General features: G+C 38.0%; 12 protein-coding genes, 1 rRNA gene and 2 riboswitches. Of the genes, 10 read left to right on the top strand and 3 right to left on the bottom strand.

All coding sequences use genetic code 11. The features are described 5' to 3' along the window. Positions 1–75: 75 nt before the first annotated feature. A complete protein-coding gene (locus ACNSTQ_RS20915; protein ID WP_418201691.1) occupies positions 76–1,494 on the top strand; it encodes an MDR family MFS transporter in 1,419 nt (472 codons plus the stop codon). A gap of 81 nt (positions 1,495–1,575) precedes the next feature. On the opposite strand, the gene ACNSTQ_RS20920 is transcribed toward ACNSTQ_RS20915, so the two are convergent. The 3 genes from ACNSTQ_RS20920 to ACNSTQ_RS20930 all read right to left on the bottom strand — a co-directional run bounded on the left by ACNSTQ_RS20920 (position 1,576) and on the right by ACNSTQ_RS20930 (position 4,016). Continuing rightward, positions 1,576–2,829 carry an MFS transporter gene (locus ACNSTQ_RS20920; RefSeq protein WP_418201692.1) on the bottom strand — a complete coding sequence of 418 codons (1,254 nt, stop codon included), beginning with the start codon at positions 2,827–2,829 and terminating at the stop codon, positions 1,576–1,578. A gap of 279 nt (positions 2,830–3,108) precedes the next feature. Then, positions 3,109–3,303 carry a YdiK family protein gene (locus ACNSTQ_RS20925; RefSeq protein WP_418201693.1) on the bottom strand — a complete coding sequence of 65 codons (195 nt, stop codon included), beginning with the start codon at positions 3,301–3,303 and terminating at the stop codon, positions 3,109–3,111. Beyond that, entirely contained in the window at positions 3,300–4,016 is a 717-nt protein-coding gene (locus tag ACNSTQ_RS20930) for a lysostaphin resistance A-like protein (protein WP_418201694.1), read from the bottom strand. The genes ACNSTQ_RS20925 and ACNSTQ_RS20930 overlap by 4 nt, the downstream gene beginning before the upstream one ends. Before the next feature lie 388 nt (positions 4,017–4,404). Here ACNSTQ_RS20930 and groES point away from each other — a divergent pair, with 388 nt between their 5' ends. The 9 genes from groES to ACNSTQ_RS20975 form a co-directional block, all read left to right on the top strand. Then, positions 4,405–4,689 carry a co-chaperone GroES gene (gene groES, locus ACNSTQ_RS20935; protein WP_418201695.1) on the top strand — a complete coding sequence of 95 codons (285 nt, stop codon included), beginning with the start codon at positions 4,405–4,407 and terminating at the stop codon, positions 4,687–4,689. Between the two features lie 50 nt (positions 4,690–4,739). Continuing rightward, complete coding sequence (gene groL, locus ACNSTQ_RS20940) at positions 4,740–6,371, top strand: chaperonin GroEL (RefSeq protein WP_418201696.1); 1,632 nt, start codon at positions 4,740–4,742, stop codon at positions 6,369–6,371. 385 nt (positions 6,372–6,756) lie between these two features. Continuing rightward, the gene (locus tag ACNSTQ_RS20945) at positions 6,757–6,942 is read left to right on the top strand and encodes a hypothetical protein (protein ID WP_418201697.1); all 186 of its coding nucleotides are present in this window, start codon (positions 6,757–6,759) and stop codon (positions 6,940–6,942) included. A gap of 264 nt (positions 6,943–7,206) precedes the next feature. Then, on the top strand, positions 7,207–8,166 hold the full coding sequence (locus tag ACNSTQ_RS20950) for an AAA family ATPase (RefSeq protein ID WP_418201698.1): 960 nt from the start codon (positions 7,207–7,209) through the stop codon (positions 8,164–8,166). Next, a complete protein-coding gene (locus tag ACNSTQ_RS20955; RefSeq protein WP_418201699.1) occupies positions 8,163–9,362 on the top strand; it encodes a DUF58 domain-containing protein in 1,200 nt (399 codons plus the stop codon). The genes ACNSTQ_RS20950 and ACNSTQ_RS20955 overlap by 4 nt, the downstream gene beginning before the upstream one ends. A 5-nt stretch (positions 9,363–9,367) precedes the next feature. Then, positions 9,368–11,542, top strand: coding sequence for a transglutaminase TgpA family protein (locus tag ACNSTQ_RS20960; RefSeq protein WP_418201700.1), 2,175 nt, complete (start codon positions 9,368–9,370; stop codon positions 11,540–11,542). A 33-nt stretch (positions 11,543–11,575) separates the two neighbouring features. Further along, positions 11,576–11,677, top strand: a riboswitch (purine riboswitch). Positions 11,678–11,827: 150 nt separating this feature from the next. Continuing rightward, positions 11,828–13,366 carry a glutamine-hydrolyzing GMP synthase gene (gene guaA, locus ACNSTQ_RS20965; RefSeq protein ID WP_418201701.1) on the top strand — a complete coding sequence of 513 codons (1,539 nt, stop codon included), beginning with the start codon at positions 11,828–11,830 and terminating at the stop codon, positions 13,364–13,366. A gap of 85 nt (positions 13,367–13,451) precedes the next feature. Continuing rightward, positions 13,452–13,553, top strand: a riboswitch (purine riboswitch). Between the two features lie 309 nt (positions 13,554–13,862). Then, positions 13,863–15,173 (top strand): NCS2 family permease, encoded by a 1,311-nt coding sequence (locus tag ACNSTQ_RS20970; RefSeq protein ID WP_418201702.1) that lies wholly within the window; start codon positions 13,863–13,865, stop codon positions 15,171–15,173. 412 nt (positions 15,174–15,585) lie between these two features. After that, positions 15,586–15,671, top strand: a 16S ribosomal RNA gene (locus ACNSTQ_RS20975); the annotation flags it as partial.

Genomic DNA, 15,671 nt, shown 5'->3' on the forward strand with positions numbered 1-15,671 from the left:
ACAAATTAGTACCGAAACAACTTGATCCGTGGTATAGTTATATTAATTATTTCGAAAGGCGAAATGGTGGGTTGTATGGGGAAAATATCTGATAAATGGATGGTCGTCATAGCAGTTTTGATCGGGACCTTCACGTTAATTTTAAATAATAGTATGCTCAATCCAGCAGTACCGCAGCTTATGAACGTATTTGATACAGATGCGGTTTCGACAGGTTGGGTCATTACAATCTTTATGGTAACTATGGGTATGATCATGCCGGTTACTGGGTTTTTAGGTGACAAATGGGGGAAAAAACGGTTATACATCATCGGGTTAAGTATCTTTGTAATAGGCTCCATCTTAGGATCTTTTTCATGGAATCTATCGTCACTGATTTTTTTTAGAGGACTTCAAGGAATTGGTGGAGGTATCATGATGCCTTTATCGATGGCACTAATATTTGCTAATTTTCCGCGTAAAGAAAGAGGTCTTGCAACGGGCGTTTACGGTGTAGCTGCGATGATGGCACCGACGGTTGGACCAACGATCGGCGGAATTATTATCGAGACAGGCAGCTGGCATTATCTATTTTTATGTAATGTCCCAGTAGGATTATTAGGAATTTGGTTTGCATCAAAATATTTAAAAGAAACGGAACTCAATAAGTCGATTACGTTTGATCGTTGGGGATTTATTACAGTAACTCTAGGGGTCGGATTAATCCTCCTTGCCTTAGGGCGAACATCTAGTCTGGAGCATTTAACTTACGCATCGAATATCGTTTTAATTATCGTCGGATTGATTAGTTTAGTTTTATTTGTAATGATCGAGAAAAAACAAAAGTTTCCACTCTTAGATTTATCTATATTTAAAATTACAACGTATTCGTTAAGCGTTTGGATTTCAGGAATTACGTCTATTGGCCTATTTGGAGGTATTTTCCTTTTGCCTCTCCTCTTACAAAATGTATATGGCTACAACGCCATTACGACTGGTCTTGTATTCTTGCCAGCTGCGTTATTAACTGGGATTTTCATGACGGTCGGAGGGAGGCTTCTCGATAAAAAAGGGGCAACAGGTATTGTAACGGTAGGGTTAATTATATCTGCTATAAGTACATTTTTATTAGGTATTATGACGATGGAAACATCACTAGCTTTCATTATTATCATTATGGCGATCAGAGGAATTGGTTTTGGACTATGCAGTATGCCTGCAACGACAGCAGGTATGAATGCTATTCCTGAACAAATCGTTTCTAGAGGTTCGGCAATGAATAATGTATTAAGGCAAATGAGTTCCGCCTTAGGAATTGTTTTCATTTCTATTTATTATGAAGTAAGAAAAGCACAACTTTTTGCAGTAGAAGGTTCTGTTGAATTGGCGAACTTACAAGCCATTAATGAAGGCTTTATCATTCTAGCTGTTCTTACCGCAATTACGGTACCAGTCGGTTATTTACTCGGGAAAACGTCAAAAGAGGCGCCAGTCCAAGAAAAAAGTGTCTCCTAATTCAAGTCTCCGATAAAAGCACTCCTTCTTACAGGGAGTGCTTTTATCGTATCTAGTTTTTAGTCAATGCATAGACAGTGCTTACATGCTCTTCGTAGAGTTGTTAACGACATTTGCATCCCGATCTTTACCTGCTCTTAAAAATAAAAACGCAATGACCATAGTGATTGCAGCAGTAAAAAATAAGCTGTCTTTTCCGAAGAGATCCATCATGGTGCCGAGTAGAAACGGCGCAATAATCGCTGATGACATTGAAAATAAATAATATATACCAGTGTATAAACCAATTTTAGATGTGCCACCTAAATCACTAACTAAAGCATAAGCTTGCACATTTATACACGCCCAAGCTATACCAGCTAGGAAAAGAACGATTCGAACAAACAGTAAGCCTTCTAAAAAGGGAATAACAGCAAACAAGATCGGTAGGAAGATAAGACCTACTAACATTAAGGGCTTTTTACCAAAACGTGTTCCAAGTAAACCAGCGGGAATGGCAAATAAAACAAAAGATAAGCTGAAAAATCCAAGCGTTACACCAGCTTCACCGCCTGTCAGCCCTAATTGCTCAGTGGCCCAGATTGAAAAAAGCGCTTCAACACCTGTATAGCCGATGAAATATAAGAAAATTGCCAAAAAGATAAAAAGCTTGCCACGGTTTTCTTTAAGAAATAAATTCTTTATTCCGTCCTTTAATGTTTTCAATGCCTGCGTTTCCTCTTGATCTCCTGCTGTATTCTCAGTGAACGGAGGATTACGGTCAATCACTAAATACAATAAGATAAACGCAACGAATAAAATGCATCCACCAATGACAAAAGGAAAGAGTCGGTCTACGTCAAATAGAGGAGAAAGGATAAATAAGGCGATTATCGCACCCACACCGCCCATAAAATTAACAACCCCATTTGCAGTCGAACGGTTTGTTGGTGGAGTGTGGTCAGGCATGAGAGAAATGACTGGTGCACGGTATATGGTCATTGCTAATAGAAAAACAATATCAATGGTTAAAAGAATGAAAAGACCAATACCTGAAACAAAGGGCAAGAGTGCAAATGTAATCGCAGCCAATGGCATTCCGACAGCTATAAATGGAAGTCGTTGTCCAAGTGGAGATTTAACCCGGTCCGACCAAGCGCCGATAACTGGAATTAATAAAACGGCGAGTAAATTATCAATCCCCATAATGGCTCCACGTATCGCACTACTTTCAATATAATCTCCAAGAATGAGTGGCATAAATGTATTATAGATCGTCCAAACGAGCATTAAAGCGAGAAAACCACTACCAATTACTGCAATTTTCCCGTAAGAAAATGTATGTTCTCTGTTCATAGATATCTCCTAAATTAAAATAATTAATGCTCTATTATATTCCCATCGATATCCTATCTTTCCTGTGGATTTACAATTTTCTTACAGTACTTTTACAATCTCTACAATTAGATAAAATGAAAGTGTCAGGGATTATGCTGATTTAAGACATCACAAAAAGAGGCTGGTTCATACGCATTTATTCCTCTTGAGAGAGTATGCATGCTTATGAACCAGCCTCTTGATTATTGATCGAACATAGTACTTAATTAAACGTTTGATTAAGTACTATGTTCTGTTTTATTTTGATTTTCGTATGTATTTTCGCATTTGAAAGAAACGATAAGCCATCATAAAATCAACGGCCGCTAAACCGATAAATAAGTAAGTCCAAATGTTCCAGCCTGCCACTGGAACATTTTGAATAGCTAGATAGGTGAACATGACACCGATTAAGGCGTAAACGACCGCCATAAACGTAGGAGACGTCCTCATACTAAAAATCCTCCAATAAATGATTGTATTTGATCTAGTTGTTGTCGTAATTCATCAAGGCGTTCTCCGTATACAACGTGAACTAAGACTGCCAATGTATTCATCGCTACGTGGGCAATGATCGGTACGAGAATCCGCTTTGTCTTTACATATAGATAAGAAAAAACAAAAGCAAGAGCTGTGTAAACTAATAAGTAATCTAAATCTGCGTGCACGACTGCAAAAATTAACGAGCTAATTAACGCAGCAATAATAAAGTTGTATTTCTTATAGAGTGAACCAAAAATAACTTTTCTAAAAATAATTTCTTCAAGAATAGGACCAATCACAGCCATAACGATGATGAATAGCGGAAAAATTCGAGCGTATTCTGAGATTCGTTCCGTGTTCTCAGAACCAGGTTCTACACCTAAAAGAAAGACCGAAATGTATATGGAAATGTACTGTGCGACAAATGCAAGGATCACACCAAGGATCGACCACATTGCAGCATCTGTTTTAGATGAACGTCCACGTACTTCATGACGGTTTCGAATATCAGGCAAAAGCAAGAGAATAATGATCAATAATGCTGCAGAAAAGCTAATCGTACTCCAAATGCCAGGTATTCTTTCTAAAGGTACATCGTAAAGCTTGAGTAAAGGAACACCGATAAAAGCGGAAAGGTGCATGGCGATATATGTTATTAATACCCACCAATAGCGTTTAGACACAATAGAAATCCCCTTTGTATATAATGTTATGTTTTAAACTGAACAGTGTATTTTTCATTCTATCATATTTATTAAAAAAACTAGAAGGAATGGCCCTCCTCCATCCCGAAGAAAGTCTAGCTCACTAATACAAATAATAATTTCTTTACAAATAGTTTATAAAATAACGCAAATGGTTATTCTATTGAAGGCTTTTGGTCATTAATACAAGTTGTATTATTATTTTTAGAAAAAAATTCGTACAAAATACTTGCAAAAAAAAATGCGAGTGATTATTATAATAATTGAAATTAGCACTCAACCACATCGAGTGCTAACAAATCTCCTCACCATAAACTTTTACATATTCTTGAGGAGAAAATACAATATTTTAAGGAGGTTGTTTTCCTTGTTAAAGCCATTAGGTGATCGTGTTGTAATTGAGTTAGTTGAGACAGAAGAAAAGACTGCAAGTGGTATCGTTCTTCCAGATTCTGCGAAGGAAAAACCACAAGAAGGAAAAATCGTAGCAGTTGGTACTGGTCGCGTACTTGAAAATGGTGAGCGTGTTGCTCTTGAAGTGAAGGAAGGCGACACAGTCATTTTCTCTAAATATGCAGGTACTGAAGTGAAGTACGAAGGTAACGAATACTTAGTTTTACGTGAAAGCGACATTTTAGCTGTAATCGGTTAATAAATGACGAAACGATAACATATTGAACAAAATTTTAGGAGGTTGAAACGATGGCAAAAGATATTAAATTCAGTGAAGACGCTCGTCGCTCAATGTTACGCGGTGTAGATGCATTAGCCAATGCTGTAAAAGTAACTCTTGGACCAAAAGGACGTAACGTGGTTCTTGAAAAGAAATTCGGTTCTCCATTAATTACAAATGACGGTGTAACAATCGCTAAGGAAATCGAACTAGAAGATCCATTTGAAAATATGGGTGCGAAATTAGTTGCTGAGGTAGCTAGCAAAACAAACGATATTGCTGGTGACGGTACGACAACTGCAACGGTTCTAGCTCAAGCTATGATCCGCGAAGGTTTAAAGAACGTAACATCTGGTGCTAACCCGATGGTTATCCGTAAAGGTATCGAAAAAGCAACTCGAGTGGCTATTGAAGAATTACAAAACATCTCTAAGCCGATCGAAGGTAAAGAGTCTATCGCTCAAGTAGCTGCAATCTCTTCTGCTGACGATGAAGTAGGTAAGATTATTGCTGAAGCAATGGAGCGAGTTGGTAACGATGGTGTTATCACAATTGAAGAGTCTAAAGGATTTACAACTGAGCTAGAAGTGGTTGAAGGTATGCAATTCGACCGTGGATATGCTTCTCCTTATATGGTAACAGACTCTGATAAAATGGAAGCTGTATTAGATAACCCTTATGTTCTTATCACAGATAAGAAAATTGCAAGCATCCAAGAAGTACTACCTGTACTTGAGCAAGTTGTTCAACAAGGTCGTCCGATCTTAATCATTGCTGAAGATGTTGAAGGTGAAGCTTTAGCAACATTAGTTGTTAACAAACTTCGTGGTACATTTAACGCGGTAGCAGTTAAAGCTCCTGGCTTTGGTGACCGTCGTAAAGCAATGTTAGAAGATATCGCAATCTTAACAGGTGGAGAAGTAATTACAGAAGACTTAGGATTAGATCTTAAATCTGCTGACATTACTCAACTTGGTCGCGCTGCGAAAGTAGTTGTAACGAAAGAAACAACTACAATCGTTGAAGGTGCTGGCGAGTCAGATAAAATTGCTGCTCGTGTAAACCAAATTAAAGCACAAGTAGAAGAAACAACTTCTGATTTTGATAAAGAAAAATTACAAGAGCGCCTAGCTAAATTAGCTGGTGGTGTAGCGGTTCTTAAAGTTGGTGCGGCTACTGAAACAGAAATGAAAGAGCGTAAACTTCGCATTGAAGATGCTCTTAACTCAACTCGTGCGGCAGTTGAAGAAGGTATCGTAGCTGGTGGTGGTACTGCATTAATGAACGTTTACAAAGCAGTAGCTACTATTCAAGCTGATGGCGATGAGCAAACAGGTGTAAACATTGTTCTACGTGCTCTTGAAGAGCCAGTTCGCCAAATCGCACACAATGCAGGACTTGAAGGATCTGTTGTTGTTGAGCGTCTAAAAGGTGAAGGCGTTGGCGTTGGATTTAACGCTGCAACTGGCGAGTGGGTAAACATGGTTGAAGCTGGTATCGTTGACCCTGCTAAAGTTACACGTTCTGCGCTTCAAAACGCTGCATCAGTTTCTGCAATGTTCCTAACAACTGAAGCTGTAATCGCTGACCAACCAGACGAAAATGGCGGCGGCGGAATGCCAGACATGGCTGGCATGGGTGGTATGGGCGGCATGATGTAATAATAGCTCTACAAACCTTTTAAAGGTTTGTCAGCTATACCGCGATCCGTTCTACAAATGAATTAATAAGGAAGACCTCTACTAAGTAATTCTTAGTAGAGGTCCTTTTTTTGTTTAATACTAAGATAACCTTAAATTGTACGGTACCATAAATGAATCATCGTGTAATAAGAATAAAAATTTTTCTACAATTTAGCCTTTACATGTATAGATTTCCGTCGATTTTTGTTAAATGGAGAATGATCTTTACTATATTTCAGCGTTTGTGGTGTTAAGTGTAGATAAATATTAGGCATGGTTAGCAGGAAAAATTCTGTTGTATCCATAAATAATTAACAGGGCAAAATCACAGGTCCCACAAAAGAACAGGAAGGTGGTCATTGTCGTGAGCCGGGATTTATCTTTACAACAAATTGCAGAAGGTATTCCAAAGTCTGTGTTAAATGCATCTGATAAAGATTTGGAAGGTTTTCAAAGAATAATCGACGAAACGGTTAAATTAAGAGAGTCACATAAAAATTTACAAAAGATGATTCAAAGTTATGCTTCATCAGGGATCCGTTCTTCTTAACTTTCGTAAGCTGTTGTATATCAACGGCTTTTTTTCTTTCCAAAAGAAGAGTAAGTACTCCTAGTACATTAAAGCTCGCACTCTAAAAAAACTCTTCTATTTAAAGTTGTTTTTAAATTTTAAATTTATAATAAATTCCCTGATATTATTCGCCTATATGATTAAGACTATAGTAAAATTGGAAATGAAAGATAGTAGCGTGAGAATTTCAACATGCTAATATAAGATTGATAGGTTGTTATTGAAAAATGGAGGTTTTCGGTTATGGCTAACGTAAGAGATCGGCTTGTAGAAGCATTAGATAATATTGAAAAAGTGGTAGTTGGTAAACGAAAAGAAGTGGAATTAAGTATGGTTGCCTTGCTTTCTGGCGGGCACGTTCTATTAGAAGATGTTCCTGGAGTTGGAAAAACGATGATGGTTAAAGCCATTGCCAAAACTTTAGGTGCTGAATTTAAACGAATACAATTCACACCAGATTTGCTTCCTTCTGATGTGACAGGTGTTTCAATATACAACCAAAAAACAATGAGTTTTGAGTTTCGTCCAGGCCCAATCATGGCCAATATCGTCTTAGCGGATGAAATTAATCGTACTTCACCGAAAACGCAAGCAGCCTTACTGGAATCACTTGAAGAAGGTCATGTGACGATTGATGGGGATACGATTCGATTAAAACAGCCGTTCTTTGTAATGGCGACTCAAAACCCAATCGAATATGCAGGTACGTACCCTTTACCAGAAGCACAACTGGATCGATTTTTATTTAAATTAAAACTCGGATACCCTTCGTTTGCAGAAGAGCTTGATGTTCTTGAACGAATTGAAAAAGGACATCCGATTGAAAAGCTAGAAACGGTTTTATCCCTTGAAGAAGTCATTGAGATCCAACAAAAAGTAAAAGACATCTTTGTTGACCAATTAGTAAAAAATTATATTTTAAGTATAGTAAATGAAACACGTGAAAACCGTGGGATTCGCCTAGGAGTGAGTCCGCGTGGCTCCATAGCGATCATGAAAGCAGCTCAAGCGTATGCTTTTTTACAAGGCAGAGAGTATGTGATTCCCGATGATATTAAACTATTAGCGCCATATACATTCTCACATCGAATTCTCTTAAAAACAGACATGAGTATGGCAAAAATGACGTCAGAACAGCTCATTAAAAATATGTTAGATAAAATTCCGGTACCTACAGCTAAGAAAGAAGCAGCTCGTCGATGAAGCTGATTTTTTCTTATCTAAAAAAGGGTGTAAAACCGTTATTTCTACTACTGTTAAACCTAACTCTTTTTGCCTATGCGATGTTCCAGGGTGGTTTTGTTAGTTGGTTTTTATTTTATAGTATCGTCGTTATTAGTTTGTTATCAATTAGTGTTTTCTTGTTTACGTTTCAGCGCATTGAAGCCTATCGGACATTAAGTGCAGACACCTTAAGAGCGTATGATGATGTTGAGGTAGAAGTGTTTGTAAAAAATAAACTTCTTCATCCATTTTGCTTTGTTAGAGTGAAAGACCAACTCCCTCATGGTATAGAGGCGATTCATGACGTAAATAATAGTGCGCTTTTCTTTCTGTCTTTTAAAAGAACCCTTCATTTCGAATATACGATTGAAAAGCTGCCGAGGGGTGAGCACTCCTTCCGTGAGATAGAAGTCGTCATTGGCGATATGTTTGGTTTCTTTGAACGAAAAAAGACGGTGAGTGTTGAAACGACCGTTCTCATATTTCCTCACTATCAATCTTTAAAAAGTTGGAGTGTGAACTCAGGTGGCGGATTTGGAGAAAGTGTATCTTTTGCCCATTCGTTAGAAGAAGAATTGTCCATTGCGGGTGTTCGTCACTATATTCCAGGAGATCGGTTAACAAGTATTGATTGGAAGCACTCTGCTCGAAGTGAGAAACTAATGACGAAGGAATTCGAAACGTCACAAGGAGAAGCGTTTCACTTATTTTTTAATCGATATGTTGGAAAAAGCACGAAGGAAACGTTTGAAAGAGCAGTTGAACTAACGGCTTCAATAGCTGAACATTGTTATGAAAATCATAATGCTCTAAGTTTTGTAAGTGTTGGTACCGATACTGAAGTATTATTTCCAGATACGACTCTAGAACATTATCAAATGCTATATTATCATCTAGCAAAGGTCCAAGGAGAAAAAGAGCAGTTCTTGCCGACTGAAACTAGTTTGTTAGAACCTTATCGTAATGGAACGATTATTATCGTGACCGTTTCACTAAATCAACAAGATTATGAATGGCTCCAATATTTAAGAGCTATGAATATTCAAGTGATCGTTTGCTGGGTTTCTGGACAAGTTGAAGATCAACAGTATGTACAGTCGCTTCGTATGCAAAGAGTCAAGGTGTATCAATTTACCGATGAAAAGTTTAATTCGGAACTGATGAAAAGCAGGTGATGACTATGGTTGCAGCTAATATGAAAGCTCATAAAGGAAGGCACTTCTTTCTTTATATGTTAAGCTATATCCTATTATTAGAATGGTTATTACCTCTACCATATATAACAGATACTGGATATATCTCATTTTTTATAGGAGTAACGTTATTTTTCTTCTTACTGACATTTATGCAAGTTAAAGTTTGGATCTCATTACCTTTAAAATTAGGAATTATCTTATATGGACTTCATTTAATGTTTTTAGAGGGGTCTTTTCTTTCCTTGCATTGGTTTGAACTGTTTTTGAATGACTTGTCCCAAAATGTCAGGATGATGGTTGCTGGAAATTGGGTTGGTCTTACGGATATGTTTAGAAGTTTACTGTTCTTTATTCTACTAGCTGTCATGAGCTATTTGCTATTTTTTTGGACAGTGTATGCAAAGAGAATTTTATTCTTCCTACTTTTTACCATTATATATATTACAGTGATTGATACGTTTACACCGTATGATGCGACCTATTCAATTGTTAGAATTTTTATGGTTGGTTTTTTACTTCTCGGATTAATGACCTTGTACCGAACGATTGAACGTGAAAATGTAAAGACGTTTTCCAATATATTACCGATCCGTTTGATAGCCTCATTATGTGTGGTGCTTCTAGTTGCAAGTAGTTTCGGCTATGCTGCTCCTAAGTATGAACCTCAGTGGGCGGACCCTGTACCGTTTATGAAAGCGGCCATTGGGATGGACACAGGACAAGGAAGTGGTGCACTGCGGCAACGAATTGGTTACGGGGATAATGATGGAAGACTTGGTGGTGGCTTTGAGGATGATGATACTCCTGTTTTTCAAGCTGTAACTCCTCAAGCTCAATACTGGCGCGGTGAATCTAAAGATTTTTACACAGGAAAAGGCTGGGAAGTAACGACACCGGAAGAACAAATCGAGATGCGCTATCCATTATTCGAACAAGAAGTAGAAGTGAAAGCAGTAGAAGCTTCTATTTCGTTTGAACCATACCAAAACTTCCAACATGTTTTTTATGCTGGTGAACCGACGGATATTTCGATTGGGTCGATTATCGATATTTCTGTTTACTTTGATGCTCATACAGGAAGAGCAAATACGTATTATGGCAATGATCCGATTCATCTTGAGTCTTATAATCTAACGTTTTTAGAACCTCATTTTTCGGTTTCGAAGTTAAGGCAAGTGATAGATGGTGACCCTGAATCGATTCAAAATATCTATTTGCAGCTTCCAGATACATTGCCAGATCGAGTAGGAGAACTAGCGGCAGATATCACGGTGAACTTTAGTAATCGTTACGACCAAGTAAAAGCAATTGAGCGTTACTATCGTATGGCAGGATTCCGATATGAAACGAAGAATGTCGCGGTACCAGGACCGGATGAAGACTATGTAGATCAGTTTTTATTTGAAACCAAGCAAGGGTATTGTGATAATTATTCGACCTCAATGGTTGTGATGTTACGGACACTTGGAATTCCAGCTAGATGGGTCAAAGGCTTTACTCAAGGTGAAAGACTGAACGACCTATCGGATGGTAACCGTTTATACCAAATTACAAATGCAAATGCCCATTCGTGGGTCGAAGTTTATTTTCCTGGACACGGTTGGATCCCGTTTGAGCCAACTCAAGGCTTTAATAATGCCTCCAACTTTGTGTTTGAAACACCTGAACTAGAAGCTCAGTGGGAACGTGAGATGGAAAACCCAACCGTTCAACCAGAAGTAGAAGAGACACTAGCTGAGGTTCAAGAAGACGAGGTTGCAGCTGGTCCTATAAATAGGGATGGTTTGTTTTTTGAGTATGCATTTTGGATTCTGGTGATCACAACATTAGTAATAGTAGCAATGATAGCCTTTATTTTCCGAAAAAGAATACTCGTTCAATATTTATTGTATCGCTACGGAAAACTTAACAATGAAAAATCTTTTGAATTAGCCTTTCATTCGCTCATATGGCTATTAGGGTACAATGGAATAGTAAAAAAACGTAGTGAAACGTTACGTGAATTTGCAGCTCGAATTGATTCTTTTTATTCGATGAATGATATGACGGAAATTACGTTAAACTATGAAAAAGTATCCTATGGTAACAATCAGCCAAAAGAGGTTTGGGAAGAAAATCAAAAGTTGTGGGAATATTTAATTAAAAAGATCGGTTCTTGACCATGCTGCAGGTCATTGATAAAATATATCCGTGATTTTATTAATTTAATCCTTCATATATTCTTAGGAATAAGGCCTAAGTGTTTCTACTAGATCACCGTAAATGATCTGACTATGAAGGCGGGATATTAGAGAGTAAGCTAGGATTCTGTCTTCGCAGTATAGGTACGAAGGAATTCTAGCTTTTTCTATACTTTTACTACATAAGGGAACTGAACTTCTTGTAGTCGGCGAGTAGGCGTAGTTTTGTCTATGAGCGAAATCAAAATAGAAGGTGGATGAATGATGGAGAACATCAATGAAATGATTGTTGTACTAGACTTTGGTGGTCAATATAACCAACTTATCGCAAGACGTATTCGTGATTTAGGTGTATACAGTGAGTTGCACCCGAATACAATTACAGCGGAAGAAATTAAGAAAATGAATCCTAAAGGGATCATTTTCTCAGGAGGACCTAACAGTGCTTACGTAGAAGGTGCTCCTAAATGCGATGAGGCCATCTATGATTTAGGTATTCCGGTCTTAGGGATTTGTTACGGTATGCAATTAATGACACAACATTTTGGTGGAAAAGTAGAAGCAGCTGAACACCGTGAATATGGAAAAGCTGCGATTAAAATTGAAAATCCTTCAAAGTTATATGAGGGGCTTCCTTTAGAGCAGACAGTATGGATGAGTCACGGAGACAAAATTATTGCTCCTCCTCAAGGATTTGTTGTTGATGCTCAAAACCCTTCATGTCCTGTAGCTGCGATGAGTGATGTAGCAAGAAAGTTTTATGGAGTACAATTCCATCCAGAAGTTCGCCATTCGCAATATGGAAATCAACTGTTGGAGAATTTTGTATACAAAGTATGTGAATGTGAAGGAAACTGGTCAATGGAAAACTTCATTGAACTCGAAATGCAAAAAATTCGTGATCTAGTAGGCGATAAAAAAGTTTTATGTGCACTTAGTGGCGGAGTAGATTCTTCAGTAGTTGCGGTTCTTATTCATAAAGCAATCGGGGATCAATTAACGTGTATGTTCATTGACCACGGTCTTCTTCGTAAAGGTGAAGCGGAGAGTGTGATGGAAACGTTCAGCGAAGGTTTCAATATGAACGTAATCAAAATCGATGCCCAAGAACGCTTCCTATCTAAATTAGCAGGTGTTAAAGATCCTGAGCAAAAACGTAAGATTATCGGAAATGAATTTATTTATGTCTTTGAAGAAGAAGCTTCTCAATTAACAGATATGGACTTCTTAGCTCAAGGTACACTTTACACAGACATTATTGAAAGTGGAACAGCTACTGCTCAAACGATTAAATCTCACCATAACGTAGGTGGATTACCAGAAGATATGAGTTTCGAGTTAATAGAGCCATTAAATACTTTATTTAAAGACGAAGTACGTAAACTAGGAGCAGAGTTAGGGATTAGGGACGAAATCGTGTGGAGACAACCATTTCCAGGACCTGGTTTAGGAATTCGTGTCTTAGGTGAAATTACAGAAGAAAAATTGGAAATTGTTCGTGAATCAGATGCAATCTTAAGAGAAGAAATAAAGAAAGCTGGATTAGATCGTGAAATTTGGCAATACTTCACAGCACTTCCTGATATGAGAAGTGTGGGTGTTATGGGTGATGCTAGAACGTATGACTATACAGTGGGTATCCGTGCAGTTACTTCAATAGATGGGATGACTTCAGACTGGGCGAGAATTCCTTATGATGTGTTAGAAGTTATTTCTACGCGTATCGTTAACGAGGTTAAACATGTAAATCGTGTAGTTTATGATATTACTTCTAAACCGCCAGCTACCATTGAATGGGAATAACACGAACAATTAAAAAATAATATACAAAAACGTTCGGAAATTATATTGACACTTGATTACTATGTTGATAAACTAATGCTATTGAAACAGCAATAGAACCGTCGATCGTATAATCATGGGAATATGGCCCGTGAGTCTCTACCAAGCTACCGTAAATAGCTTAACTACGAAAGGTCGGATGTCAACATAGCGTTCGGTAACGTGTCGTGTATGTGACTTCCAGATTTTTTGTCGTTAAAGCTCTAGGTAGAAATCCTAGAGCTTTTTTTGTCTAGCTCCAGTGCCTAGTGGCTATTGGACTTCGCTCTCATCCTAACGATAAGTCAACATCGGTTTACTAAAAATCACGATATTTTCTTTATCTATACGGTGGGCTCCAGTCCATACGCAGCTATACGGGCGCTTGTGCTTTTCTGACTTTTGAGATGGTCTCAAATGATTTGTTGAAAATCTGGGAAGTATAATTTTTAGACAATAATGAGGAGGGTAATTTTCAATGGATCGTTTTTTTCGTTTTAAGGAAAATGGAACGAGTTACAAGCGAGAGACAATTGCGGGGGTAACAACGTTCTTATCAATGGCTTATATCTTATTTGTTAATCCAGACCTTTTAAGTGCTACAGGTATGGATATCGGGGCTGTCTTTGTTGCTACAGCTTTGGCTGCGGCTATCGGTACTCTAATTATGGGTCTAGTTGCGAACTACCCAATTGCTTTAGCTCCAGGTATGGGTCTAAATGCATTCTTCGCATTTTCCGTTGTTATTGGTATGGGGATTGATTGGCAAATTGCATTGTTCGGTGTATTTGTTTCCGGTATTATCTTTATTATTATTACGTTGTCTGGAATTCGTGAAATTATTATTAATGCCATTCCGGCTGAATTGAAATACGCAGCTGGTGCCGGTATTGGTTTGTTCATTGCATTTATTGGATTGAAAAGCGCGGGTATTGTTGTACCGTATGAAGCTACAGCAGTAACGCTTGGGGATATGACAGCGAGTACTACATTACTTGCGATCTTTGGATTAGTTGTTACAGTTATTTTTATGGTTCGCGGTGTTAAAGGTGGTATCTTCTACGGAATGATCTTAACAGCTGTTGCTGGGATCATTGTTGGATTAATTGATATGCCTCAACAAATTGTATCTTCTGTTCCAAGTTTGGCTCCTACATTTGGGCAGGCGTTTACTTATATCGGTGAAGTAGGTTGGGGCCAAGTCTTAACTATTCAATTATTGGTTGTTATTTTGACTTTCTTATTCGTTGACTTTTTCGATACAGCTGGAACATTATATGCTGTTGCAAACCAAGCTGGGTTTGTAAAAGATAATAAACTTCCGCGTGCAAATAGAGCATTACTTGCTGACTCGAGTGCGACTTCAATTGGTGCGATTTTAGGAACGTCAACAACGACAGCTTACATTGAGTCTTCATCAGGTGTTGCGGCAGGCGGACGAACAGGATTTACATCGGTAGTAACAGCGGGCTTGTTTTTAATAGCGTTATTCTTCTCACCGCTACTAATGGTTGTTACACCGCAAGTTACAGCACCGGCTTTAATCATCGTTGGTATCTTAATGGCATCATCGCTGGGACTAATCGATTGGAAGAGATTTGAGATTGCAGTTCCTGCATTCTTAACAGTAGTAGCAATGCCGTTAACATATAGTATCGCCCACGGGATTGCTCTAGGATTTATTTTCTATCCAATAACAATGATTGTAAAAGGAAAAGGAAAAGAAGTTCATCCGATCATGTATGTATTGTTTGTCATCTTCGTTCTATTCTTTGCTTTCTTACATTAATAATAAATAATTCAAGGGGCCGCTTAGCGGCCCCTTATCATTTGTCTGTAGTAATATAGAAAGAAGAATTAGTCTTCTATTTGTACAACTTAATCATTCGTTTATACGAACAAAGTAGAGTGTACAGTTATAAAGGAAACTATTTCCTCAAAAAAAGATGTTGCTCTTTTCTCAGTAACTTGGTATATTTATATTCGTTGTCCACGAAGAAAACTTTCGAGAAAAAACATTTCAAAAAAGTTGTTGACACAAAGAGGGACACTTGATACAATATAAAAGTCGCCAACAACAAGCGACGTTATAGTTCTTTGAAAACTGAACAAAAAGCCAAGCGAAATAAATGAGATACATGATATCTCGTCAATGTTTTAAAAAAACGTCACGTTTGTGACAGTGAGCTATATCAAACACTTTTATGGAGAGTTTGATCCTGGCTCAGGACGAACGCTGGCGGCGTGCCTAATACATGCAAGTCGAGCGGACTTCATAAGAGCTTGC

This window comes from Alkalihalobacterium sp. APHAB7 (genome assembly GCF_048323755.1).
Taxonomy (GTDB): Bacteria; Bacillota; Bacilli; order Bacillales; family Bacillaceae_F; genus Alkalihalobacterium.